General features: G+C 70.3%; 20 protein-coding genes. 9 read left to right on the forward strand and 11 right to left on the reverse strand.

Features of this window, described 5'->3' with window-relative positions; all coding sequences use genetic code 11:
• The first annotated feature begins 209 nt into the window (after window positions 1–209).
• Genes CCZ27_RS23480 through CCZ27_RS09250 form a run of 6 tightly spaced genes read left to right on the forward strand, consistent with a single transcriptional unit; the run spans window position 210 to window position 8,184 of the window.
• Entirely contained in the window at window positions 210–302 is a 93-nt protein-coding gene (locus CCZ27_RS23480) for a potassium-transporting ATPase subunit F (protein ID WP_157748520.1), read from the forward strand.
• Window positions 299–2,080, forward strand: coding sequence for a potassium-transporting ATPase subunit KdpA (gene kdpA / locus CCZ27_RS09230; protein WP_096447543.1), 1,782 nt, complete (start codon window positions 299–301; stop codon window positions 2,078–2,080). Before CCZ27_RS23480 ends, kdpA begins: the two co-directional genes overlap by 4 nt.
• Window positions 2,081–2,093: 13 nt before the next feature.
• Window positions 2,094–4,157: a potassium-transporting ATPase subunit KdpB gene (kdpB, locus tag CCZ27_RS09235; RefSeq protein ID WP_096447545.1), complete on the forward strand. Its 2,064-nt coding sequence runs from the start codon at window positions 2,094–2,096 to the stop codon at window positions 4,155–4,157.
• An 11-nt stretch (window positions 4,158–4,168) separates the two neighbouring features.
• Window positions 4,169–4,762 carry a potassium-transporting ATPase subunit KdpC gene (kdpC, locus tag CCZ27_RS09240; RefSeq protein WP_096447547.1) on the forward strand — a complete coding sequence of 198 codons (594 nt, stop codon included), beginning with the start codon at window positions 4,169–4,171 and terminating at the stop codon, window positions 4,760–4,762.
• Between the two features lie 22 nt (window positions 4,763–4,784).
• Window positions 4,785–7,475, forward strand: coding sequence for a DUF4118 domain-containing protein (locus tag CCZ27_RS09245; protein ID WP_096447549.1), 2,691 nt, complete (start codon window positions 4,785–4,787; stop codon window positions 7,473–7,475).
• Window positions 7,468–8,184 carry a response regulator gene (locus CCZ27_RS09250; RefSeq protein WP_096447551.1) on the forward strand — a complete coding sequence of 239 codons (717 nt, stop codon included), beginning with the start codon at window positions 7,468–7,470 and terminating at the stop codon, window positions 8,182–8,184. The genes CCZ27_RS09245 and CCZ27_RS09250 overlap by 8 nt, the downstream gene beginning before the upstream one ends.
• A gap of 291 nt (window positions 8,185–8,475) precedes the next feature.
• Here CCZ27_RS09250 and CCZ27_RS09255 read toward each other — a convergent pair whose 3' ends face one another.
• The 3 genes from CCZ27_RS09255 to alkA all read right to left on the reverse strand — a co-directional run bounded on the left by CCZ27_RS09255 (window position 8,476) and on the right by alkA (window position 10,756).
• Window positions 8,476–8,880, reverse strand: a complete 405-nt coding sequence (locus CCZ27_RS09255; RefSeq protein WP_232516618.1) for a type II toxin-antitoxin system VapC family toxin — start codon at window positions 8,878–8,880, stop codon at window positions 8,476–8,478.
• An 8-nt stretch (window positions 8,881–8,888) separates the two neighbouring features.
• Window positions 8,889–9,152 carry an antitoxin gene (locus CCZ27_RS09260; protein ID WP_096447555.1) on the reverse strand — a complete coding sequence of 88 codons (264 nt, stop codon included), beginning with the start codon at window positions 9,150–9,152 and terminating at the stop codon, window positions 8,889–8,891.
• Window positions 9,153–9,301: 149 nt separating this feature from the next.
• Window positions 9,302–10,756, reverse strand: coding sequence for a DNA-3-methyladenine glycosylase 2 (gene alkA / locus CCZ27_RS09265; protein ID WP_096447557.1), 1,455 nt, complete (start codon window positions 10,754–10,756; stop codon window positions 9,302–9,304).
• A gap of 369 nt (window positions 10,757–11,125) precedes the next feature.
• On the opposite strand from alkA, the gene CCZ27_RS09270 reads away from it, so the two are divergent.
• Window positions 11,126–12,331: an MFS transporter gene (locus CCZ27_RS09270; RefSeq protein ID WP_232516619.1), complete on the forward strand. Its 1,206-nt coding sequence runs from the start codon at window positions 11,126–11,128 to the stop codon at window positions 12,329–12,331.
• A 118-nt stretch (window positions 12,332–12,449) separates the two neighbouring features.
• On the opposite strand, the gene CCZ27_RS09275 is transcribed toward CCZ27_RS09270, so the two are convergent.
• The 4 genes from CCZ27_RS09275 to CCZ27_RS09290 form a co-directional block, all read right to left on the reverse strand.
• The gene (locus CCZ27_RS09275) at window positions 12,450–12,986 is read right to left on the reverse strand and encodes a flavin reductase family protein (protein WP_096452367.1); all 537 of its coding nucleotides are present in this window, start codon (window positions 12,984–12,986) and stop codon (window positions 12,450–12,452) included.
• A 20-nt stretch (window positions 12,987–13,006) separates the two neighbouring features.
• On the reverse strand, window positions 13,007–14,245 hold the full coding sequence (locus tag CCZ27_RS09280) for a styrene monooxygenase/indole monooxygenase family protein (protein WP_096447561.1): 1,239 nt from the start codon (window positions 14,243–14,245) through the stop codon (window positions 13,007–13,009).
• A gap of 96 nt (window positions 14,246–14,341) precedes the next feature.
• The gene (locus CCZ27_RS09285; RefSeq protein WP_096447563.1) at window positions 14,342–15,124 is read right to left on the reverse strand and encodes an SDR family oxidoreductase; all 783 of its coding nucleotides are present in this window, start codon (window positions 15,122–15,124) and stop codon (window positions 14,342–14,344) included.
• 10 nt (window positions 15,125–15,134) lie between these two features.
• A complete protein-coding gene (locus tag CCZ27_RS09290; RefSeq protein ID WP_096447565.1) occupies window positions 15,135–16,382 on the reverse strand; it encodes a dienelactone hydrolase family protein in 1,248 nt (415 codons plus the stop codon).
• Between the two features lie 348 nt (window positions 16,383–16,730).
• On the opposite strand from CCZ27_RS09290, the gene CCZ27_RS09295 reads away from it, so the two are divergent.
• Window positions 16,731–17,813, forward strand: coding sequence for an AraC family transcriptional regulator (locus tag CCZ27_RS09295; RefSeq protein WP_096447567.1), 1,083 nt, complete (start codon window positions 16,731–16,733; stop codon window positions 17,811–17,813).
• Here the strand turns inward: CCZ27_RS09295 and CCZ27_RS09300 are convergent.
• The 3 genes from CCZ27_RS09300 to CCZ27_RS23965 form a co-directional block, all read right to left on the reverse strand.
• A complete protein-coding gene (locus CCZ27_RS09300) occupies window positions 17,728–18,753 on the reverse strand; it encodes an AraC family transcriptional regulator (protein ID WP_096452369.1) in 1,026 nt (341 codons plus the stop codon). The genes CCZ27_RS09295 and CCZ27_RS09300 overlap by 86 nt on opposite strands.
• Before the next feature lie 485 nt (window positions 18,754–19,238).
• A complete protein-coding gene (pgi, locus tag CCZ27_RS09305) occupies window positions 19,239–20,885 on the reverse strand; it encodes a glucose-6-phosphate isomerase (RefSeq protein ID WP_096447569.1) in 1,647 nt (548 codons plus the stop codon).
• The gene (locus tag CCZ27_RS23965) at window positions 20,882–21,373 is read right to left on the reverse strand and encodes a hypothetical protein (protein WP_198363385.1); all 492 of its coding nucleotides are present in this window, start codon (window positions 21,371–21,373) and stop codon (window positions 20,882–20,884) included. The genes pgi and CCZ27_RS23965 overlap by 4 nt, the downstream gene beginning before the upstream one ends.
• Here CCZ27_RS23965 and ribA point away from each other — a divergent pair.
• On the forward strand, window positions 21,368–22,426 hold the full coding sequence (ribA, locus tag CCZ27_RS09315) for a GTP cyclohydrolase II (protein WP_232516620.1): 1,059 nt from the start codon (window positions 21,368–21,370) through the stop codon (window positions 22,424–22,426). The two genes, CCZ27_RS23965 and ribA, sit on opposite strands and share 6 nt — an antisense overlap.
• A gap of 51 nt (window positions 22,427–22,477) precedes the next feature.
• Here ribA and CCZ27_RS09320 read toward each other — a convergent pair whose 3' ends face one another.
• Window positions 22,478–23,305, reverse strand: coding sequence for a creatininase family protein (locus CCZ27_RS09320; protein WP_096447573.1), 828 nt, complete (start codon window positions 23,303–23,305; stop codon window positions 22,478–22,480).
• Between the last annotated feature and the right edge of the window lie 259 nt (window positions 23,306–23,564).

The raw sequence follows: 23,564 nt of genomic DNA on the forward strand, positions 1-23,564 counted from the left end.
GGCCGCCCCGGACCCGGGGTCTTGATACTTTCTTGACATCCGGCGCAGCGGTCTTGGCCCTTTCTTTTCGCCGTATTTCCTACAGTCCGGGCATCCCCACCACATCGTCCGGGAGATGCCATGGATGTGCTGTTCCTTGCCGCGGCGGCGGGTTTCTTCGCCGCCACCGCCGCCCTTTGCGCGGCCTTCGACCGTATCCGGAGGCGCCCGTGAGCACGTTCCACCTCGTCGCGCTGGGCCTCGTCGCCGGCCTCGTGATCTACCTGCTGCTGGTGCTGTTCCATCCGGAGGACTACTCATGACCGCCAACGCCATCCTGCAGGCAGGCTTGTACGTGCTGGCGCTGCTGGCGCTGGCGTGGCCGCTGGGCCTGTACATGGCCCGCGTGTTCGAAGGCGGGCCGCCGGCCTTCGCGCGCTGGCTCGCCCCGCTCGAACGCGGTCTCCTTCGCCTTGCCGGGGTGCAGGCGGACGAGGACATGGGCTGGCGCCGCTACGCGCTGGCCGTGCTGCTGTTCAACTTCGCCGGCCTCGTCGCGGTATATGGGCTGCAGCGGCTGCAGGGCTGGCTGCCGCTCAATCCGCAGGCGCTGGCCGGCGTGCCGGCCGATCTCGCCTTCAACACGGCGGCGAGCTTCGCGACCAATACCAACTGGCAGAGCTACAGTGGCGAGGCGACGATGTCCTACCTCACGCAGATGCTCGGCCTGACGGTGCAGAACTTCGTTTCGGCGGCCACCGGCATCGCGGTGCTGCTGGCGCTCGCGCGCGGCTTCGTCCGGCGCGAGGCCGCGGGGCTGGGCAATTTCTGGGTGGACATGACCCGCGCCACGCTCTACGTGCTGCTGCCGCTGTCCGTGGTGCTGGCGGTGGTCCTCGCCGGCCAGGGCGTGGTGCAGACCTTTTCGCCCTATGCCGAGGTCGCCCGCGTCGAGACGGTGAGCTACCCGGAAACGGCCGCCGGCGCGGATGGCCGGCCGGCGACACGGGAAGTCCGGGCCGCCACGCAGACGCTCCCGCTCGGCCCCGCCGCCTCGCAGATCGCGATCAAGCAGCTCGGCACCAACGGCGGCGGCTTCTTCGGGGTGAATTCGGCGCACCCGTTCGAGAATCCGACGCCGCTGTCGAACTTCCTCGAGATGCTGGCGATCCTGCTGATTCCGGCGGCGTTGTGCGTCACCTTCGGCCGCATGGTGCGCGACGACCGCCAGGGCTTCACGCTGCTCGCGGCGATGACGCTGGTGTTCGTGGCGCTGATGGCAGTGTGCGTCGGCGCGGAGCAGGCCGGCAACCCGCTGTTCGAGCGTGCGGGGGCGGACACCGCGGCCTCGGACCTGCAGGCCGGCGGCAACATGGAGGGCAAGGAGGCGCGCTTCGGCATCGCCGGTTCGGCGATGTGGGCCACCGTCACCACGGCGGCTTCGAACGGTTCGGTCAACGCGATGCACGATTCCTTCACGCCGCTGGGCGGCATGGCGCCGATGTGGCTGATGCAACTGGGCGAGGTGATCTTCGGCGGCGCCGGCTCCGGCCTCTACGGCATGCTGGTGTTCGCGCTGGTGGCGGTGTTCGTCGCCGGCCTGATGATCGGCCGCACGCCGGAATACCTGGGCAAGAAGATCGAAGCCTTCGAGATCAAGATGGCGGCCGTCGCGCTGCTCGCGCCATCGGCGGCGGTGCTGGTCGGCACCGCGGTCGCGGTGCTGGTGGAGCCCGGCAGAGCCGCCGTCGCCAACCCCGGCACGCACGGTTTCTCGGAAATCCTCTACGCCTTCTCGTCGGCGGCCAACAACAACGGCAGCGCCTTCGCCGGCCTGGGCAGCAACAACCTCTTCTACAACCTGGCGCTCGGCTTTTGCATGCTCGTCGCCCGCTACTGGGTGATCGTGCCGGTGCTGGCGATCGCCGGCGCGCTGGCGGCGAAGAAGAGCGTGCCGGCCTCAGGCGGCACCCTGCCGACGCACGGGCCGCTGTTCGCCGGCCTGCTGATCGCGATCGTGGCCGTGGTCGGGGCGCTGACCTTCCTGCCGGCGCTGGCGCTCGGTCCGGTCGCCGAGCACCTGCAGATGATGGCGCGCTGAGCCGGAGAACGACATGAACGCATTCCTTTCGATGTTCGACCGCAAGCTGGTGCTCGACGCCGTGATCGAGTCCTTCAAGCGGTTGTCGCCGCGCCACCAGTTGCGCAACCCGGTGATGTTCGTGGTCTGGCTGGGCAGCCTGCTGACCACCGCGCTCTTCGTCCAGGCGCTGCGCGGCGAGGGCGAAGCGCCGGCCGGCTTCATCTTCGCGGTGGCGTTGTGGCTGTGGTTCACCGTGCTGTTCGCCAACTTCGCCGAGGCGGTCGCCGAAGGCCGCGGCAAGGCCCAGGCGGCGGCGCTGCGCGGCCTGCGCAAGACGGTGTGGGCGAAGAAGCTCGCCGAGCCGAAGTACGGCGCCAGGTCCGTGGTCTGCCAGTCCGAAGACCTGCGCCGCGGCGACGTGGTGCTGGTCGCTGCCGGCGAGACGATCCCGGGCGACGGCGTCGTCATCGAGGGCGTGGCCTCGGTAGACGAGTCGGCCATCACCGGCGAATCGGCCCCGGTGATCCGCGAGTCCGGCGGCGATTTCTCGGCGGTGACCGGCGGTACCCGGGTGCTGTCGGACTGGCTGGTGATCCGCGTCGAGGTGAATCCCGGCGAAACCTTCCTCGACCGCATGATCGCCATGGTCGAGGGCGCGCAGCGCAAGAAGACGCCCAACGAGATCGCGCTGACCATCCTGCTGGTGTTCTTCACGCTCATCTTCCTGCTCGCGGTGGCGACCCTGCTGCCGTTCTCCGCGTTCGCGGTCGAGGCCAGCGGCAGCGGCCGCGTCGTCACCGTGACCGCGCTCACCGCGCTGCTGGTGTGCCTGATCCCGACCACCATCGGCGGCCTGCTGTCGGCGATCGGCGTCGCCGGCATGGGGCGGATGATGGCGAAGAAGGTCATCGCCACCTCCGGCCGCGCGGTCGAGGCGGCGGGCGACGTCGATGTGCTGCTGCTCGACAAGACCGGCACGATCACGCTCGGCAACCGCCAGGCGCACGCCTTCGTGCCCGCCCACGGCGTGAGCGAGCGCCAACTGGCCGAAGCGGCGCTGATGGGTTCGCTCGCCGACGAGACGCCCGAAGGCCGCTCCATCGTCGCGCTGGCGAAGGAGAAACTGCACACCCGCGGGCGCGACATCGCCGCCGAGGGGGCCAGCTTCGTGCACTTCAGCGCGCAGACGCGCATGAGCGGCATCGACTGGAACGGCCGTTCGATCCGCAAGGGCGCGGCCGAGGCGCTGCGCGCGCACGTCGAGCGCCTGGGCGGCAGCCTGCCGCGCGAAGTCGCCGGCGCCGTCGAGGAGATCGGCCGCCGCGGCGCCACGCCGCTGGTGGTGGCCGAGGGCACCCGCGTGCTCGGCGCCGTCGAACTCAAGGACATCGTCAAGGGCGGTATCCGGGAGCGTTTCGCCGAGCTGCGCCGGATGGGCATCAAGACGGTGATGATCACCGGAGACAACCGGCTGACCGCCGCCGCCATCGCCGCCGAGGCCGGCGTCGACGACTTTCTCGCCGAGGCCACGCCGGAAGCCAAGCTGCGCCTGATCCGCGACTACCAGCAGGGCGGCCGCCTGGTCGCCATGACCGGCGACGGCACCAACGACGCGCCGGCGCTGGCGCAGGCCGACGTCGCGGTGGCGATGAACAGCGGCACGCAGGCGGCGAAGGAGGCGGGCAACATGGTCGACCTCGACTCCAACCCGACCAAGCTCATCGAGATCGTCGAGACCGGCAAGCAGATGCTGATGACGCGCGGCGCGCTGACGACCTTCTCGATCGCCAACGACGTCGCCAAGTACTTCGCCATCATCCCGGCGCTGTTCGTCGCCACCTACCCGGAACTCGGCGCACTCAACGTCATGGGGCTGGCGACGCCGGATTCGGCCATCCTGTCGGCGGTGATCTTCAACGCGCTCGTCATCGTCGCGCTGATCCCGCTGGCGCTCAAAGGGGTTGCCTACCGCCCGCTCGGCGCCGCCGCGCTGCTGCGCCGCAACCTGGCCGTCTATGGCCTGGGCGGCCTGGTCGTGCCCTTCGCCGGCATCAAGGCCATCGACCTGGTCCTGTCCGGCCTCCACCTGGTCTGAGGAGAATCCCCATGCTCAAGGACATCCGGCCCGCGCTCGTGCTGTTCGGCGCCTTCACCCTGATCACCGGTGCGCTCTACCCGGCCGCCGTCACCGGCGTCGCCCAGGCGGCCTTTCCGCGCCAGGCCGGGGGCAGCATCGTGCTGCGCGACGGCCGGGCCGTCGGCTCCGCGCTCATCGGCCAGACCTTCGCCGCGCCCGGCTACTTCTGGAGCCGCCCGTCGGCCACCGCGCCGGTGCCGCACAACGCCGCGGCGGGCAGCGGATCGAACCAGGGGCCGCTGCATCCTGCGCTGGCCGAGGCGGTCGCGGCGCGCAGCGCGGCGCTGAAGGCGGCGGACCCCGGACAGACCGCGCCCATCCCGGTCGATCTCGTCACCGCCTCGGGCAGCGGCCTCGACCCCCACATCAGCCCGGCCGCGGCGGCCTGGCAGGCGCCGCGCGTGGCGCGGGCGCGCGGCTTGCCGCGGGGGCAGGTCGACGCGCTCGTCGCCCGCCACACCGAAGGGCGCCAGTGGGGCGTGCTCGGCGAGCCGCGGGTGAACGTGCTGCAGCTCAACCTCGCGCTCGACGCGGTGCGAAAACAGGCCGCCCCCGGCGGATAATCCGCGGACCGGAACCCCGCCGATGAACGCGCACCGCCCCGATCCCGACGAACTGCTGGCCAGCCTCGAAGCCAAGGCCGAACGCGCGCGCCGCGGCAAGCTGCGCATCTTCTTCGGTGCCAGCCCCGGCGTCGGCAAGACCTACGCCATGCTCTCCGCCGCGCGCCAGTTGCAGGCGCAGGGCGTGGATCTGGTCGTCGGCGTGGCCGAGACCCACGGCCGCGACGAGACCGCGCGCCTGCTGCAGGGGCTGGAGGTGCTGCCGCGGCGCAGCGTGGCCTACCGCGGCCGTACGCTGGAAGAGTTCGACCTGGACGCGGTGCTCGCGCGCAGGCCCGGCCTGGTGCTGGTGGACGAACTGGCGCACACCAACGCGCCGGGTTCGCGCCACCCGAAGCGCTGGCAGGACGTGGACGAACTGATCGAAGCCGGCATCGACGTGTTCTCGACGGTCAACGTCCAGCATCTGGACAGCGTCAGCGACGTCGTCGCCGGCATCACCGGCATCCGGGTGTTCGAGACGGTGCCGGACCACGTCTTCGACGAGGCCGACGAGGTGGTGCTGGTCGATCTCACGCCCGACGAACTGCTCGCGCGCCTGCGCGAGGGCAAGGTCTACCTGCCGCAGCAGGCCGAGCGGGCGATCCAGCACTTCTTCCGCAAGGGCAACCTGCTCGCCCTGCGCGAACTCGCCCTGCGCCGCACCGCCGACCGCGTCGACGAGGACGTGCGCGACTACCGCCGCGAGCGCGCCGTCTCGCGAGTGTGGAAGACCGGCGAGACGCTGCTGGCCTGCATCGGCCCGGACGATGCCGCCGAGCGCATCATCCGCGCCGCCGCGCGCATGGCCGCCGGGCAGCAGGCCGCCTGGCACGCGATCTACGTCGAGACGCCCGCCCTGCAGCGGCTCGCCCCGGAGCGGCGCGACCGCACGCTCAAGCTGCTGGCGCAGGCCGAATCGCTCGGTGCCCGCGCCGCGGTGCTGCCCGGCGAGGACGCCCCGGCGGCGGCGGCGCAGTACGCGCGCCGCGAGAACATCGGCCGCGTCGTGGTCGGCCGCCGCAGCACGCGCCGCGCGTGGCGGCCCGGTTTTGCCGAGCGGCTGGCGGCGGCTGCGCCCGAGGTCGATCTGATCCAGCTCGGCCGCGACCCGCGGCGGCAGGCGGCCTCCCCGCGCGAAATACCGGTGCGGCGGGCCTTCGATGCCCGGGTGGCGCGGCGCTACGGGCTGACGCTGGTGATGGTGGCGGCCGTCACCGCGCTCGCGACACCGCTGCGCGGCGCGCTCGATCTCGCCAACATCGTGATGATCTTCCTGCTCGCGGTGCTGTTCGCCGGCGTGCGGCTCGGGCGCGGCCCCGCAGTGCTGGCGGCCTTCCTGTCGGTGGCCTGCTTCGATCTCTTCTTCGTGCCGCCGCGGCTGTCGTTCGGGGTGACCGACGTGCAGTATCTGGTGACCTTCGCGGTGCTGCTGGCCGCCGGGCTCATCACCGGCCAGCTCGCGGCCAGCCTGCGCTTCCAGGCACGCGTGGCCGAGCACCGCGAAGCCCGCTCGCGCGCGCTCTACGAGATGGCGCGCGAACTGTCGGCCGCGCTCGCCGCCGAGCAGATCGTCGACATCGCCGGGCGCTACATGGCGCGGGCGATCGACGGCGAGACCGCGCTGCTGCTGCCCGACCACGACGGCCGCATCCGGCTGGGGACCGGAGACGCAGCACGCGGCTTCGATGACGGCGTCGCCCAGTGGGCGCTGGACCACGGCGAGGAAGCCGGCGCGGGAACCGGCACGCTGCCGGCCAACCGCGCGCTCTACATCCCGCTGAGCGCGCCGATGCGGGTGCGCGGCGTGATGGCGCTGCGGCCGGCGGATGCGGCCTGGCGCCCGACGCCGGAACAGCGCCAGCTCTTCGTCACCAGCGCGGCGCTGATCGCGATCGCGCTCGAACGGGTGCATTACATCGAGGTGGCCCAGCAGGCGGTGGTGCACATGGAATCCGAGCGGCTGCGCAATTCGCTGCTCGCTGCGCTGTCGCACGATCTGCGCACGCCGCTGACGGCGCTGGTGGGGCTGTCCGACACGCTGGCGCTCAACCCGCCGGCCGACGCCGCCGAACGCACCGCGGTAGAGCGGGCGATCCGCGAACAGGCGCACCGCACCAGCACGCTGGTCGAGAACCTGCTGGACATGGCCAAGCTGCAGGCCGGCGGCGTGAAGCTCAGGCGCGAATGGCAGCCGGTGAGCGAGGCGATCTCGGCCGCGCTCGACGCGTGCGCCGACCTGCTGGCGCGGCACACGGTGCGGCTCGCGATACCGGACGACTTCCCCTTCGTCGAGATCGACGCGGTGCTGATGGAGCGGGTGTTCGTCAACCTGTTCGAGAACGCGGCCAAGTACACGCCGCCCGGTTCGACGATAGACGTGTCGGCGCGGCGCATCGACGGCGATGACGGAGCCCGGATCGAACTGGCGGTCGAGGACGACGGCCCGGGCCTGCCGCCCGGCCGCGAAGCCTGGCTGTTCGAGAAGTTCACCCGCGGGCGGGACGAATCCGCGGTTTCCGGCGTCGGCCTCGGACTGGCGATCGTGCGCGCCATCGTCGAGGCGCACGACGGCCAGGTGCGGGCGGAAAACCGCCGGCAGGGCGGCGCACGCTTCGTCATCACCCTGCCGGCGGGTTCGCCACCCGACCTCGGCGAGGTGCCGCATGGCTGACGCCGGGTTCGCCGCGCCCGTCCTGGTGCTGATCGTCGAGGACGACCCGCAGATCCGCCGCTTCGTGCGCGCCGCGCTGCAGGCCGAGGGCCTGCACGTCGCCGAGTCCGACTGCGCGCGGCGCGGCCTGATCGACGCCGCCACGCGCCGGCCGGATCTCCTCATCCTCGACCTCGGCCTGCCCGACGGCGACGGCGTCGAGCTGATCCGCGAGCTGCGCACGTGGTCGAACGCCCCCGTCCTGGTGCTGTCCGCGCGCAGCGACGAGACCGACAAGGTGACCGCGCTCGACGCCGGCGCCGACGACTATCTGACCAAGCCCTTCGGCGTGCCCGAACTGCTCGCCCGCATCCGCGCGCTGCGGCGGCGCATCGTCCGCGGCGGCGAGAGTGCCGGCGCCGAAGTCCGCTGCGGCGACGTCCGCATCGACCTCGCCCGGCGCGAGGTGACGCGCGCGGGCCAGGCGGTGCACCTGACGCCGATCGAATACCGCCTGCTCGCCCTGCTGGCGGCCAACGCCGGCCGCGTGATGACGCAGCGCCAGTTGCTCAGGGAGGTCTGGGGCCCCGGCCATGCGGAAGACGGGCACTACCTGCGCGTGTTCGTCGCCAATCTGCGCAAGAAGCTCGAACCGGACCCGCTGCGTCCGGCGTACATCAAGACGGAAACCGGCATCGGCTACCGGCTGACGGCGGATCAGCGGGAATGAAGGCGCCCGCGCGAATGCCGGCGGGCTTCCGCGCCGCGGCGTCAACCGACCCTGCTCCTCGGCATACCTCAGGTGCCAGGTAGTGCGCCATGACGTATTCGCGGACGCAGGCCGGCTCATCGATGCCATGAAGGGGCTTGCTTGGTGCTCAACCACAGTCCCGGCGGGCCGGGGCGGTCGAATCTGCTGAGGCCGGGGATTCCTGCGGCGCTCGACCCGGCATCGGGCCGGGCCGAATCGCTGCGGCGGGTGCTTGCTCCACAGGGTGGCCTGACCCTCGGTGAGCGTGTTTCATGGTGCAGCCTCTCTTGCCCAATTCTCCAGTTGCAAACCGTGGGGAACGCGGCTGAAGGCCCCATCCCTCGTTACCAGGATCGCGCCGGCGGCCTTGGCGTGCGCCGCGATCATCATGTCCATGGGTGCGAGCGTCACGCCGGCGCCTTCGCAAGAGGCGCGCAGATCGCCATAGGCACGCGCGACGTCCTGCGTCCATGCCAGCACCTCGACGCGGATCAGGAATTCATGCACGCGCGTCGCGAGGCCCTGCGGGTTCCCGCGCTTCGCCACGCCGTACCGAAGCTCGGCCTCAGTGACGACGGACACCGCGACGCTCGTCATGGGCACGGCCGCGAGCCGCTGCAAGACAAGCGGGATGTCGCCCTTGATGACGTGACTCGCGATGTTCGTGTCGAGCATGTAAATCGTCATTCCGCGGCGCCCTCGAAGGGGTCGCGGGTCTGTTCGCCCTGGTTGCGATCGGTCTCGCTCATGAAGTCGGCCGGAACCTCGGTCGTCTGGTAGAGCGCGAAAAAGCCGTCCCACGAAGCCGGCCGCCGCGACAGGATCACGTCGCCGGTGACCGGGTCGCGGCGGATATACACTTCCTTTTCCTCAAACCGGAATTCGAGCGGCAGGCGCACCGCCTGGCTGCGTCCGGTGGTGAAGACCTTGGCTGTCTGCATCGTCATTTCGATACCCCTCAACGATTCGTTCCGGCGGCGATACATATCAAAGGATATATCAACCGACGGTAGATATCGAGCCGTATATCAGTCAAGCCGAAAATGCCGGGCCGCGGGAATCATGGACGCATACGGTCCGGCCGTGCGTGAGAGGGTCACGGCGCGGGAGGCGCGTCCGAGGCCCACAGGTGGAAGACGGCGTACGAGCGCCACGGGCTCCAGCGCCGGGCGTGCTCGTCGATCGCGCCCGGCGACATTCCCGGCAGCCGTTTGCGGACGACGTAGTCGGTGCAGAGGAAGACGTCGGGCCACGACCAGGCGCGCATGGCGATGTAGCCCGCGGTCCAGGGGCCGATGCCCGGGATCTCCTGCAGCCTGGCGAGGCCGCGCTCGACGTCGATCACGTCGTCCAGGTCGAGCCGGCCTTCGGCGGCCTCGATGGCGAGTAGCCTCAATGCCCTCGCCCGCTGGCGCGGAATGCCGATGGCGGCGATGTCCTCGTCGCACGCGCAGGCGAGCGCCGCGGCCGCCGGGAACAGCCGGTCCACGGAGGGCCACGGCGTGGGCACGGGTTCGCCGAAACGTTCGGCGAGCCGCTTCAGCAGGCATGCGGCGGCCGAGGTGCTGACCTGCTGTTCCAGCACCGCCCGCGCGGCGCCCTCGAAGCCGGACACGGCCCCCGGCAGGCGCAGGCCGGTGCGGGGGGCGGCGAGGTCTCCGAGCACGGCGGCGATGTCGCCGGGGGAGGCGTCGAGGTCGAAGAGGCGCCGCATCCTTGCGAGCACCAGGGGCAGCGCGGGGACCAGCGAGGCCGAGGGTTCGACCGACAGGGCGTGCCGGGAAGCGTCCGCACGCACGCCGACCCAGCCGTCGAGCCGCTTTCCGCCGTGCATGAGGGAGATGCTGCGCACGTATTGGTCGCCGTGCACGGCTTCGATGCCGCCGATGGCGCGGCGCGCCAGCCAGGACAGCATGGCGGCCCAATCGAGCGGCGGGCGGTAGGCGAGCCGCAGGTGCAGGCCGTGCCCGCCGTGCGGCGCCCTTGCGGCGGGCGCGGTGCGCCGCAGTTCCGAGGGGCTGAGGCGATAGCGCTCGCGCACGAGGCCGTTGAAGCGCCGCAGGCTGCCGAAGCCGGCTGCGAGCGCGATCTCGGTCACCGGCAGGGCGGTCTCGGCGAGCAGCCGCTTGGCGAGCAGCAGGCGCTGGCTTTGCGCGTAGCCCACCGGCGAGACGCCGTAGCGGTCCGCGAACACGCGGCGCAGGTGCCGGGCGGAGATGCCGAGGCGTTGCGCCAGCCCTTCGCAGGACTGCCCGGACAGGAAGCCCTGGTCGATCAGGCGCGCGGCGGCGGCCGCGTAGCGCCCGGCGGCATCGATGGGGGCCACGCCCGGCGCCAGTTCCGGGCGGCAGCGCAGGCAGGGGCGAAAGCCGTGCGCCTCGGCGGCGGCGGCGCTGGGGTAGAAGCTGCAGTTCTCGAAGCGCGGCGTCCTGACGGCGCATACCGGGCGGCAGTAGATGCGCGTGGTGGAAACGCCGACGTAGAACCGTCCGTCGAAGCGGCGGTCGCGGGCGCACAGGGCGGCGTAGTAGTCGGACGGGCTGGCAGGCATGGGCGCATGGTATGGAAGGCCCGGACCGCGCGCCAGCCGTTTCCGGACATGGATTTCCGCGGCCGGGGTGTCGCGACGGCCGTCCGGAGCGGGCGGGCCGATGCGCCTTGCGGGCTGGTCCGCCACGGCGCTCGCCGGCCTGCCGCGGCCCGGCCGACCCGCGGGCCCTACCTGTTTCCGCCGCATGAACAGTGAATTCTGTTTACCCGCGTTTATTCAGCATTTCCTTATCAATAGACTTTCGCGGTTCCGCCGGAATGGCGAAACCCGTTCCGGCCGGCGTCGCCCGGCCGCGGCATGGCCGGCCCGCGGCTTTCCAGCAAATCCCTTTCGAGCGGCGCCGAGCGCATCGGCGCGCGACAGCGACCCGTGACCCGATCGAACCCTTCCCGCCTGCAGCCCGCCGTCATCGTCATCCTGTCCGGCGTGGTGGCGGCCATGCACATCGGCAAGATCCCGCCGGCCATCCCGGTGCTGCGCGAGGCGCTCGGCCTGTCGCTGGTGGAGGCCGGCTTCCTGCTTTCGATGGTGCAGATGGCGGGCATGCTGATCGGCGTCCTCGCCGGCCTCGCCGCCGATTCGATCGGCGTGCGGCGCAGCATCGTCGCCGGGCAGGCGATCCTGGCGCTGTCCGGCTTCTGCGCGATGTGGGCCGCGCGCCCCTTCGATCTGCTGGCCCTGCGCGGGCTGGAGGGGCTGGGCTTCCTGCTGACGGTGCTGCCGGCGCCCGGGCTGATCCGGCAACTGGTGCCCCCTGCCCGGCTGGCGCTCTACCTGGGCCTGTGGGGCACCTACATGGGCACGGGCGCCGCGCTGCCCTTGCTGGGCGGCCCGGCGATCATGGAGGTGGTGGGCTGGAACGGCCTGTGGGGCCTGCTGGGGGGGCTTTCCGCCATCGCCGCCGTCGCGGTGGCCTTCCTCGTTCCCCCGGAGCGGCAGCAGCCGGCGCCTGCGCCGGCCCCGCAGGCGGACGGCGAGCCATGGTGGGAGCGCCTGCGCACCACGCTGACGAGCCCCGGGCCGTGGCGCGTCGCGATCATCTTCGCCATGTACACCAGCCAGTGGCTGGCCGTGATCGGCTTCCTGCCTTCGGTCTACGCCCAGGCCGGCATCTCCGGCCAGACGGCCGGCAGCCTGACGGCGCTGGCCTGCCTCATCAACATCGTCGGCAGCGTGGCCGCGGGGCGCCTGCTGCACCACGGGACCTGCGCCCGGCACCTGCTCTACGCCGGCTTCGCCACCATGGCGGCGACCGCCTTCGTGGCCTTCACCCCGCTCACCGCCGGGGCCCCGGTGCTGCGATACGCGGCAGCGCTGGCGTTTTCCGCGGTCGGCGGCCTGATACCGGGCACGCTCTTCTCGCTGGTGGTCCACGTGGCGCCGAACGCGCGCACGGTGTCGACCACGGTCGGCTGGATGCAGCAGTGCTCGGCCTTCGGCCAGTTCCTCGGCCCGCCCTTCGTGGCGTGGGTGGCCGGCAGGTACGGCGGGTGGCATCTGACCTGGATCGTCACCGGGATGGCGTCGGTGGCCGGGCTGCTGCTGTCCAGGGGGGTGCGGTTCGACCGGCAGTGACGGCGCGCATCGCGGGCGGGTCCACGCCGCGCGCCCGGCGTGGAGAGGCGTCCGGTCCGACGCGGGCTTTCCGCGGCAGACCGGACGGTGCTGGGCCGACTTCCGTGCTTCCCTGCCTTCAGTCCTCCAGGTCCGGATGGGCGACGGCGATGCGATAGCGGCCGGCGTGGAACAGCAGTGGTTCCCCACCTCCCTGGCCGAACTGCTCGATCTCACCGATGAAGATGAGGTGGTCGCCACCGTCGTACTGCCTGCTGTTGCGGCACACCAGCGTGGCGACCGCCCCCTCCAGCAGCGGAATGCCGGCCGGCCCTTCGCCGTGGTCGAGGCCGGCGAACTTGTCGTCCGCCGGCCGCGCGAAGCGGTTCGACAGGCCATGCTGGCCGCGCTCCAGCACGTGGATGGCGAAGTGGCCGGCCGCCACGAAGTCGGGCAGGCTGGGCGCGTTGCGCGACAGGCTCCACAGCACCAGCGGCGGCTCCAGGGACACCGAGGAGAACGAATTGGCCGTCATCCCGACCCGGCGCCCGTCAGCGGCGCGGGTCGTGATCACCGTCACCCCGGTGGCGAACTGGCCCAGCAGATTGCGCAGGGTACGGGCATCGCTGCCGCCGACGCTGGACAGCACGGTTGCGGGGGTTTGCGGCGCGCTCATGATCGCGGGCTCCATGCGCTTCACGCCGCCATCGGCAAGGTGCGCTCGATCAGCGCCTCGCATTGGTCGACATCGAACCACCAGGGCTCGAACCGGCGCGGATCGTCAAAGCCGTTGGCCAGGATGGATGCCAGTTCGGGCGACTGGCCGGCCGTGGCGAGCAGCTTCAACAGATGCGCCGGTGGCGGCAGCAACATGGTGTTGGTCCAGGCGACCACGTGCCGGGCGTAGTTCCAGAAACGCTCGAAGGTGGCGTTCATCCAGTCGGGCGTGAATGCCTGGCCGCCGCGGGCGAGGATGGCGTCGAGATAGACCTTGCTGCACTTGGCGGCGTTGTTGGAGCCCTGGCCGGTGATCGGGTCGTTCACCACGACGGCGTCGCCCATGCCGAACACCCGGCGGCCGGACGGCAAGGTCAGCACCGGTCTGCGGATGGTGGGAGCGAAGCGGCCCGACAGGAAGCCCTTGTCGTCGGTGAGCGCCAGGTTGCGGCAGCGCTCCGCCTCCCAGGGCAGATGGCGATTGACGATCTCCAGGCTCTTTTCCAGATGCTGCTCCGGCGAATTCACGCCCTGCCAGCAGTCCATCGGGCCGCCGGGAATACCTTCGAACACCATGATCTCGCACGGCCCGCTCAGGGTCAGGGCCGGGAATACGAAGTACTCGCCGACACCGGGGATCAGGTTGAAGGCGACGCGCGAATACGGCGCCATCGGCGTCATGCCGGTTACGTAGGTCAGGGCCAGGGCGCGCTGCGGCTGGCTGAAGCGGCTGCGCTCGGCATCGCGGGTGAAGAGGTTGACGATCTCGCCCTTGCCCGCGGCCAGCAGCACCAGGTCATGGCTGGCGGCGAGTCGTTCGAGTTCGGGCACGCCCACGTCCTGCAGGTGCACTTCCCCGCCGCGGCGTTCGACCTCCTCGATCCAGTACGGCATCTTGAGGCGCTGGTCCACCGACTGCGCCACGTTCTCCAGGCGGGCACTCCAACCGAAGAGCCGCTGGCCGGGCTTTTCGGGGTGGGGAACGGCGAGGCCGATGCCTTCCACGGGCGGGCAGCTTTCTTCCCAGAAATTGATGCCGAGGTCGCGTTCGGTCTGCAAGGCGGCATCGAACATGCACTGGCTGGACGTGACCCTGCCCTGGCGGATCTCCTCCGCGCTGCGATTCGATGTGAGGGTGACGTGGTAGCCCCGGGCGAGCAGACCGAGGGCGAGCTGGAGACCGGACTGGCCGGCTCCGACGATGGCGATGCGACGCATGTGATTCTCCTTTGGGGATGGATTGTCGTTGTAGGTGCCCCGTCCGGCCACGGACGGCCGGATGAAGGCCGTGAAAAGCAGAAGGGGACGCCCGCCCTATCCGGCGAGCCGCGGAATGGCAGGCTGGTTGCGCTCCGGCCCCATCACCGAATAGCCGCCATCGACGGCATAGTCGGCACCGGTGACGAAGCTGGCCTCCGGGGAACACAGGAAGACCACCACGTTGGCGACCTCGCCGGGATCACCCAGGCGGCCGAGGAGGTGGAAGTCCGCCGCCACGCGGTCGGCCTTGGCCCGGTCGCCGCCGGAAATCTCGGCGATGACACGCGACCACGTCCAGCCCGGCGACACCGAATTGACGCGGATGCCGTCGGGCGCGAGATCCATGGCCATGCTGCGGGTGAGCTGGCGCATGGCGGCCTTGGACACCGGATAGAGCCAGCGACCGGTCTGGGCGACGGAGGCGGAGATGGAGGTGAAGTTCACCACCGCGCCGCGGCGTACCTTGAGGTCCGCGTGCACCGCCCGCGTCAGCGCCATTGCCGACACCAGATTGATGTCCAGCGCCCGCAGCCAGTCCTGGCGGGACGACGCGAAGCCATCGTCGACATAGGTGCAGGCGAGATTGACGAGCAGATCGACCCCGCCCAGGCGCCGGCGCACCTCGGCCACCGCCGCCTCGAGGGCTGCGTCGTCGGTCAGGTCCACCGCGACGAACATGCCCTCGTCGCCCAGGCTCGCGGCGACCTGGGCGCCGGCGGGATCGACGTCGAGGATCGCCACCCTGGCGCCCGCCTCCGTCAGGCCGCGGGCGACCGCGGCACCGATGAGGGTTGCGCCGCCACTGACGATTGCGACCTTGCCCTGAAGTCTTTTCATGTCGGGCTCCTCAGGCGGTGATCGGCTTGCCGGCGCTGCCGGGCCAACTGGGCATCAGGGTGTTGGAAGGCAGGCTTTCGTCGAGCAGCTTGTACGCCGTCTCCACGCCGGCCACCGGCAGCCCTGCCGGGTCGAGCAGGCCGATCTGCACCAGCACGCTGGCCTGGTCCCAGTAGATGTGCTCGTGGTAGAGCTTGGGGCCGCGGAACTTGACGACTCCCAGCATGGGGATCTCCACGTACTTGCCGGTCGGCTTTACGCCAGGCAGCAGCCAATCGATCTCGCGGTCGTGGGTGAAGCTCATGATGAATTCGTCCACGATCTGGGACGCTCCCACGGTGCGGGAGACGGGCGTGAGCCGCATGTCCGCCGGGTTGTTGTGGATGAAGTGGTAGCGGTAGAAGCGGCTCAGTTCCGCGCTGCCCACGCCCCCGGTCATGGTCGGGATGTGGTTCACGTAGGGTTGATCCACCATCGTCGCCATGGTGGCAGGCACGTTGCGGGTGTCGAACTCGTGCCGGATGTGCTCTTCCCACAGCGCGGACAGATCGTAGTCCGGCCCCAGTACGCGGCGCAGCGCGGCAATGCTGCGTTCGTGGGCGAGCAGCGCGGAAGGCTTGTGGTAATGGTCGCCCGCCGGACGGGCGAAGGCGTGGCCGACACCGGGATAGACATGGACTTCGGTCTTCGGGCAGGAGGCCAGCGCAGTACGGATGGCGTCGCGGGCAGGCGGCGGGCAGAAGTCGTCGAGTTCGGGGATGTGCACCACCAGGCGGCCGCGCAGCCCTTCCAGTTCGCCCAGCGCCTTCTCGATGCCGACCCCGTAGTAGGCCACCGCGCAGGCCACCTCGGGCAACCGGCACGCGGCGAGATAGGCCAGCTTCCCGCCCAGGCAGTAGCCCACCACGCCGAGCCCGGCACCGCTGCATTCGGGCAGGCCACGCAGGCAGGCGAGGCTCGCTCCGATGTCGGCGACGCCGAGATTCTCGTCGAAGCCCTGGTAGAGGGACAGGGCGCGGGCGAAATCCTCCTGTCCATAGCCCAGTTCCACGCCGGCCTGCTGGCGCCAGAACAGGTCCGGCACGAGCACGGTATAGCCCTCCTCGGCCAGATGGTCGGCCACCGCGCGCATCGCGGCATTGACGCCGAAGATCTCCTGGCACAGGACGATGCCCGGCCCGCGGCCATCGACCGATACCGCCAGATAGGCGGCGAAGCTGCCGTCCGCGGACGGCACCTGGATAGAACGACCTTTCATCGATTTCTCCTTTGGGTTGGAATCTGTCTGTCTTTGTCTTGTCCGGGGCATTCAGCCCCCTTTCGTCCGCCCGGCAGCGCGGTACGCTCCACCGGCCTCGCACCCCGGCCTGCGGAACATCCACCGGACCGCCCGCTCGCATCGGCGGGCCCTGGCATGCTGGAACCGCGGGCCCATTGGACGCTTCCGCCGCAGACCCAACTAGCCAGAAACCCTGCGAACACGAGCCGTTTTTTCACGCACTGGCCGGACACTGCAGCCTGCACCGTCGACGATTGCACTCCGTGGCTAGAGGGCGCTGGGCGAGCCGGCCAGAATTGAAGCGAAGACGAACCGGAGAGATCGCACATGGCCCCCAACGACGCCGAACTGCACGCTGCCCACGACCGGCTGGACGGTGCCCGCAACTGGATGGCGGGCATCTGCGGCCCGCATCACCTGGAATCGCGCAGGTCGGGAAGCCTCGGCTTCGTCCACGACGCCGTGCGCCTGCCGACCCTGGGTACGGTGCTGGGACAGATCCGTTACGGCTCCGACGTGACCATAGGTATCGACCGGGACGTGCAACTGGACGGCTACAGCCTCAGCCTTCCGCTGGAGGGCAGCCAGATCCTGCGCAGCCGCGGCGAGAAGCACCGTTCGGATGCGGGCGGCGGCGTGGTCGTTTCACCGTTTGCGGACCAGGAACTGGACATCTCGGCCGACTGCCGCAAGCTGCAGGTGGTGATCCGCCGCCCGGCGGCGCAGGAAGTACTGGAGAAGCTGCTGGAGCGGCCGGCCGCCGAGCCGCTCGCCTTCGATCCCCGGATGGACATGCGCCGGGGCGAAGTCGCCGCCTGGTGGAGGATGGCGGCGCATCTGTTCGACGACTGGCACGCGACGAAACAACTCTACCGGCAGCCGGGAATCGCCCCGGGCCTGGAATTCCTGCTGATCAAGGGGTTGCTGCTGGCGCAGCCGAACAACTATTCGCGCGAACTCGCGGACGGGCAGGACCCGGACTGTCCGGAATACGTGCGACGCGCCTGCCGCTTCATCCGCGACAATGCGCGCCGGGATCTGCGCCTGGAGGATATCGAGGCGATTGCCCGCGTGTCGCGCCAGAGGCTGTACGAGAGCCTGCGTTCCTGGACCGGCTTCACGCCCATGGCGTATTTGAAGCGCTGCCGCCTGGAAGGCGCGCGCGCGGCCTTGCTCGCCGCGCTACCCGGCGCGAGCGTGTCCACGGTCGCCCTGGACTGGGGCTTCAACCACTTTGGACGTTTTGCCAGGGAGTATCGGACGCGCTATGGCGAAGCGCCGTCGGAAACCCTGTGCAAACGAGGCACTCCGCGTCCCTGTCCGGTCAGTCGGGACGATGGCGCAGCGTCGCCGACGGCGATTCGCCGAACCGGCGCTTGTACTCCCGGGCGAAGCGCCCGAGATGGTTGAAGCCCCACTTGTACGCGATCTCGCTCACCGACACGCGTTCGCCGCCCGCCAGTTCGGCGCGGACCTGGTCCAGCCTCAGGTTGCGCAGGAAGCTCATCGGACTGGTGCCGCAGGCATTGCGAAAACCGGCGAACAGCGTGCGCACGCTGGCACCCGCGTGTTCGGCCAGCAGTTCGATGCTGAGGGGCTCGTTGAGATGGGCGCGGATGTATTCCTCCGCGCGCTTCACGTAGTAAGGCGAAGCTGCCTTTCCGGTCCCTCCGGCCAGCAATTCGCTGACCGTACTGGGAACGCCGTACAGCAGGGCATTGATCAGGCTGGATTCGAACTGCTTGAGTACCAGCGGCTGGTGGAGGGGATGGTCGGGTTGAGCCACGGCATCCATCAGCAGACCGAGCAACTGGGCGAAATAGGCCCCGCCGCTGCGCGTCAGATCGAGTTCCGGACAGAACTCGGGCGGCCTCTCGCATTCCCCGCCCAGATGCTGGCGACAGTGGAACAGCATCTGGTCCCGGTCGATCCGCAGCACGATCTGCGGCGCCCCGCCCTCCCAGCGCATGGAGAGGGGCAGGCCGGGCGACACCAGGGAAGCGAGGCCGGGCCGCGACTCGAAACGATGGCCGCCGCAATGGATGAATGCAGAACCGCGAACGGGGATCTGCACCAGGTAGAAGCTGTCCAGCCGACCGGGATCGATCTTCACTCCCGTACCGTACTCAAGCCGGCTCAGGGACAGGCGCCCCCGGCGCACGTGGTGCATGAAGGCGTTGACGCGTTCCCCCGTACGAAGCGGAGCCAGATCGTGGGGTTTGAAGACCTGGCCCACACGCTCCCTGACGCTGTCGGTGTCGTCCAGTTGGAACAGCAGATTGCTCGAAGCGACCAGGGCCGCGTCCCTAACGCGGCCATGGCCCGGCAAGGCGGGTTCATCCAGCAGCATCGTCTCCTCCAGCACCATTTCGGCACATTGCGCACCAAAACGGATGGATCGGGCACGGCAGTCGCTGTCCGATTGCCGCATCCGGATCGCTTTTCATTTTTCGTGCCCTTCAAGACTGCCCGGCTCGCCCTCGCCTTTTCCAGGCAATGAGCTGGCCAAGCATCGGGCTCGCCTTCATCTCGGCAGCGTGTGCGCGAGATGGGCGATTTCCTGGCCCGTTGTCTTATCGACTCGAAGGGTGTCTCCTGCCACCGCCGGCCGCATGCCGATGCGCAATCGGATACTGGCCGGGAAGCTGCGGCGCAGTGTATCGCTTTGCGTTCGTGGCCGTCGAGGAGCGAGACGGCCGCAATGAAATCTCAGGCCATGGATCCGGATGACCGGCGATGACGTCCGGACTGCCCGGTCCATGTGCCTGCGACGATACGGACACGAACGCCGGACGATGCTCGCCGCCGGGCGGGCTTTCGCTCCCTCGCCCGCCGTCAGGATGCGGCGCGTACCGCGGCGATCAGCCCCAAGGTGGAGCCGTCGTGCACGCCGGGCGCGCCGCCGGCCAGTTCGGCGCCGATGCGAGCCGCGATCTGCTTGCCCAGTTCCACGCCCCACTGGTCGAAGGCGTTGATGTCCCAGATGACGCTCTGCACGAAGACCTTGTGCTCGTACAGTGCGACCAGCGCGCCCAGCGACCGCGGCGACAGGTCGGGCAGCAGCAGCGTGTTGCTGGGCCGGTTGCCGGGGAAGACCCTGTGCGGTACCAGCGCTTCGAGCGCCTCGCCGGCCAGCCCGGCGGCCGACAGTTCGGCGCGCACTTCGCCGGCCGTCCGGCCCACCATCAGCGCCTTGCTCTGCGCGATGCAGTTGGCCAGCAGCAGGCGGTGATGGTCCGCGAGGCCGTGGCTCGCCGTGAGCGGGGCGATGAAATCGACCGGGATGAGGTCGGTGCCCTGGTGCAGCAACTGGAAGAAGGCATGCTGGCCGTTGGTGCCGGGCTCGCCCCAGATCACCGGACAGGCGGGCGTGTCGACCGGCCGGCCGTCGCGGGTGACGGACTTGCCGTTGCTTTCCATCTCGAGCTGCTGCAGGTAGGCCGGCAGCCGCGCCAGCGCCTGCGCGTAGGGCGCGACGGATACGCTGGCCGAGCCGAAGAAGCCGCGGTACCACACGCCCAGGAGGCCGAGGATGACCGGCATGTTGCGTTCCGGCGGCGCTTCGGCGAAGTGCCGGTCCATGGCGCAGGCGCCGTCGAGCAGGGCGTCGAAGCCGTCGCGCCCGACGTACAGCGCGATGGGCAGGCCGACCGCCGACCACATCGAATAGCGCCCGCCCACCCAGTCCCAGAAGCCGAACATGTTGGCGGGGTCGATGCCGAAGGCGGCGACCCGCTGCGCATTCGTCGATACGGCGACGAAGTGCTTCGCGACGTCGGCCTCGGCCGCGCCGCCGGCGAGGAACCAGGCGCGCGCGCTGGCGGCGTTGGTCATGGTCTCGACGGTGGTGAAGGTCTTCGAGGCGACGATGAAGAGGGTGGTGGCGGGCTTCACCCGCGCCAGCACGCCGGCCAGGTGGTCGCCGTCGATGTTGGACACGAAATGCATCGCCAGGCGCGGATGGCCGTGGGCGGCCAGTGCCTGGCAGGCCATCGCGGGGCCGAGGTCGGAGCCGCCGATGCCGATGTTGACGATGTCGGTGATCGCCTCGCCGGTATGGCCGCGCCAGCGCCCTTCCCTCACCGCTTCGGCGAACGCGCCCATGCGCCGCAGCACGTCGCGCACGGCGGGCATCACGTCGGCGCCGTCCACCTCGAGCGGCGCATCGCCGCGGTTGCGCAGCGCGACGTGCAGCACCGCGCGGTCTTCGGTGTTGTTGATGCGCTGCCCGCCGAACATCGCGGCGCGCGCCGCCTCGAGCCCGCGCTCGCGCGCGAGCGCGGCCAGCAGCGCCATGCCGCGGTCGTCGATGCGGTTCTTGGAGTAGTCCAGGAACAGCCCGGCGGCGCGCACCGAGAAGCGCTCGAAGCGCGCCGGGTCGGCGGCGAACAGCGCGGACATCGGCCGCTCGCCGGTTTCGTCGCGATGGGCGGCGAGTGCGCGCCAGGCCGGCGTCTGGGTCAGCGGGGTGGGTGGGTTCATGTCATTCCTCGAAACCGCGGATGCGCTTGTCGCGCAGAGTCTGTTTGGCGCGCTCCAGGCGCTCGATCAGTTCGGGGCCGCTCGCCGGCGACGATACCGGAATTGCCGATGACGTAGAACCCCATCCGCCCCGGACACCGCGTTCCCTCGCCGGAATCCCGGCTTCCCGCCCGTCGGCGGAGAAACTTGTCGTCAACCGCGCGGACCAATCGACGGCATGGGCTTGCAATCCGCACGTCCGCCCCAATCTGAAAAAAATTGATCGAACGTTTGAAGCCCTTTCCGTAACGGTTCATCCGCGCCTTCCTGGCGACGCGGCCTGCGCGGGCATGTGCGGCCGCGAGCACGTCCGCGAACCGGAATACTCCGATGGAGAACAACAGATGCGCCAAGCCGAGCGTGCCATTTTCGATCTGCGACGCGGACTTCCCGTCCTGCTGCGCGATTCCGCCGGGGACACCCTGGTTCAGGCCGTCGAAGGATTGCACGACGAAGCCCTTGCGGCGCTCGAAGCCCTCGCCGGCTCCGCCGCGCAACTGGTGCTGAGCCGGCACCGCATGGCCGCGCTGGGCCAGGGGGACGCGCACGACGCGGTGGCACTCTCCCTGCCCGGAAGGCCGGACTGCGGCGGGCTGCGCGAGCTGGCCTGGACGCGGGGCGCGAGCCTGCCGGCCGCCACCACGCAGGCCGCCGGCAATCGCGCCGAGCGCGCGGCGCTGCGGCTGCTCGGACGGGCGCAACTGGTGCCCGCGGCCGTTGCCTGCGCCGTGGCGCCGGAACATGCCGGCGTGGTGGCGGCCGAGGTGGCCTGCGGCAACCTGCTCGCGGTGGATGCGGCCGAGGCGCTGCGCCTGTGCGACGGCGGCTCCGGCAGCCTGACCCGCGTCAGCGAGGCGCGCGTGCCGCTGGCGGAGGCAGAGAACAGCCGCTTCGTGCTGTTCCGCGAGGCCGACGGCCTTCACGAGCACGTCGCCATCGTGATCGGCGACGTCGCGGGCTGGCCGGATGCGGTGCCGGTACGCCTGCATTCCTCGTGCCTCACCGGCGACCTGTTCGGCAGCCTGCGCTGCGACTGCGGCGAACAACTGCGCCGCGGCGTGGCCGCGATCGACGCGCAGGGCGGCGGCGTGCTGCTGTACCTGTCGCAGGAAGGCCGCGGCATCGGCCTTGCCAACAAGTTGCGTGCCTACGGCCTGCAGGACGAGGGCCTGGACACCATCGACGCCGACCAGGTGATCGGCTTTTCCAAGGACGAACGCAACTTCCGCATCGCCTACGAGATGCTGGAACAACTCGGGGTGACCAAGGTGAAGCTGCTGACCAACAATCCGGGCAAGGTGGAAGCCCTGCAGCGCGCGGGCATCAACGTCGTCGCGCGCGAGGCCATCTACGGCGAGGTCACGGCGCAGAACCAGCGCTACCTGCAGACCAAGGCCCATCGCCACGGCCACTGGCTGCACGAACTGCTCGGCGAGCAGGACGAGCCGGCCTCCACCGAGCCCGAGCGCCTGCCCGCACCCGGCGCGGTGAGCGGCGCCTGAACGCGCGGCGGGGCGGCGCCGGCATCCGGGTTCCGGCCATGCCTGCCCGCCTCAGGCCACGCCCCACCGCGGGCCGTGCGCGGCCAGCGTCGTCAGGTCGAAGTCCTTCGCCTCTTCGATGATCCGCGCCAGCGTGGATGCGAAGTGACGGACGAGACGCTCGCCCAGGGCGGCATCGGCGAGCTTCGCATTGCCGGTCACGCCGCCCGCGTTGAGGTCCTGCGCCATCCAGCCGAAGCCCGCTTCCCCGCCCGGGCGCAGCAGGCGTCCGGCACGCTCCAGGTCCCGGCCCAGCGAGCGGAAGTCATCCACGGCTTCGGTCCGGACCTTGTGCGGCGCCAGGTGCAGCATCATCGCCGTCTCGAGGGCGCCGCCATGGATGCCGTGGCGCAGTTCGTCCGCCGGCAGCGCGTCCGGCGGCGGCGCGAAGCGCAGGTAGTTGGCGCGCACCACGAGCATGCGATGTGCCGCCCGCAGCTTCAGCGCGGCCAGATCGACGATGGCGGTGTTGCCGCCGTGGCTGTTGAACAGCACCAGCCTGCGGATTCCGGCCCGCGCCACGCCGTCGCCGAGGTCGACCACGGTGGCGAGCGCGTTTTCCGGCGCCAGGCTCAGGGTGCCGGCGAATGCCGTGTGCTCCAGGCTCAGCCCCACGGCAAGCGGCGGCAGCACGCACAACGGCAGGTCCGGCCGCAGCTTCGGCAGCGCCGCCTGCAGCAGGCCGAGCGCAATGTCGAGATCGGTGGACAGCGGCAGATGCTCGCCATGCTGCTCGATCGCCGCCAGCGGCAGGACGGCGACGGCATCGGCCGCTGCGAGGCCGGCGATGCGGCGCGGCGTCAGATCCTGCCACCAGGGCATCGTGGCGTCGCGGGTCATGGGAGGGATCTCCTGCGGCTGTGTTTCGTGCCGGCGATCATAGCCGCGGGATCGGCGCAGCGGTGCCCGGAAACACCCGGACGCCACCCTCGCCGCCGCCTGTCCCGGCCAAAGGCAGGCCACGAACCAAATGCCGGGGCGGCGGTCTTCCCTGCGGCGATGCATGGCAGGATCCACACCCGCCGCTTCCATCGCCGCAGTATGACTTTGGTCAACGCCCTCTTTCCAGCTTGCGGGTATAACCCTGCCCGACTGAATT

The sequence above is a fragment of the Thauera sp. K11 genome (assembly GCF_002354895.1).
In the GTDB taxonomy this organism is placed as follows: domain Bacteria; phylum Pseudomonadota; class Gammaproteobacteria; order Burkholderiales; family Rhodocyclaceae; genus Thauera; species Thauera sinica.

Excerpts from the sequence above, each read along its gene's own strand:
- kdpA (WP_096447543.1), top strand. The coding sequence starts at position 299 with ATGACCGCCAACGCCATCCTGCAGGCAGGCTTGTACGTGCTGGCGCTG.
- kdpB (WP_096447545.1), top strand. The coding sequence starts at position 2,094 with ATGAACGCATTCCTTTCGATGTTCGACCGCAAGCTGGTGCTCGACGCC.
- kdpC (WP_096447547.1), top strand. The coding sequence starts at position 4,169 with ATGCTCAAGGACATCCGGCCCGCGCTCGTGCTGTTCGGCGCCTTCACC.
- CCZ27_RS09245 (WP_096447549.1), top strand. The coding sequence starts at position 4,785 with ATGAACGCGCACCGCCCCGATCCCGACGAACTGCTGGCCAGCCTCGAA.
- CCZ27_RS09250 (WP_096447551.1), top strand. The coding sequence starts at position 7,468 with ATGGCTGACGCCGGGTTCGCCGCGCCCGTCCTGGTGCTGATCGTCGAG.
- CCZ27_RS09255 (WP_232516618.1), bottom strand. The coding sequence starts at position 8,880 with ATGCTCGACACGAACATCGCGAGTCACGTCATCAAGGGCGACATCCCG.
- CCZ27_RS09260 (WP_096447555.1), bottom strand. The coding sequence starts at position 9,152 with ATGACGATGCAGACAGCCAAGGTCTTCACCACCGGACGCAGCCAGGCG.
- alkA (WP_096447557.1), bottom strand. The coding sequence starts at position 10,756 with ATGCCTGCCAGCCCGTCCGACTACTACGCCGCCCTGTGCGCCCGCGAC.
- CCZ27_RS09275 (WP_096452367.1), bottom strand. The coding sequence starts at position 12,986 with ATGAGCGCGCCGCAAACCCCCGCAACCGTGCTGTCCAGCGTCGGCGGC.
- CCZ27_RS09280 (WP_096447561.1), bottom strand. The coding sequence starts at position 14,245 with ATGCGTCGCATCGCCATCGTCGGAGCCGGCCAGTCCGGTCTCCAGCTC.
- CCZ27_RS09285 (WP_096447563.1), bottom strand. The coding sequence starts at position 15,124 with ATGAAAAGACTTCAGGGCAAGGTCGCAATCGTCAGTGGCGGCGCAACC.
- CCZ27_RS09290 (WP_096447565.1), bottom strand. The coding sequence starts at position 16,382 with ATGAAAGGTCGTTCTATCCAGGTGCCGTCCGCGGACGGCAGCTTCGCC.
- CCZ27_RS09295 (WP_096447567.1), top strand. The coding sequence starts at position 16,731 with ATGGCCCCCAACGACGCCGAACTGCACGCTGCCCACGACCGGCTGGAC.
- CCZ27_RS09300 (WP_096452369.1), bottom strand. The coding sequence starts at position 18,753 with ATGCTGCTGGATGAACCCGCCTTGCCGGGCCATGGCCGCGTTAGGGAC.
- pgi (WP_096447569.1), bottom strand. The coding sequence starts at position 20,885 with ATGAACCCACCCACCCCGCTGACCCAGACGCCGGCCTGGCGCGCACTC.
- CCZ27_RS09320 (WP_096447573.1), bottom strand. The coding sequence starts at position 23,305 with ATGACCCGCGACGCCACGATGCCCTGGTGGCAGGATCTGACGCCGCGC.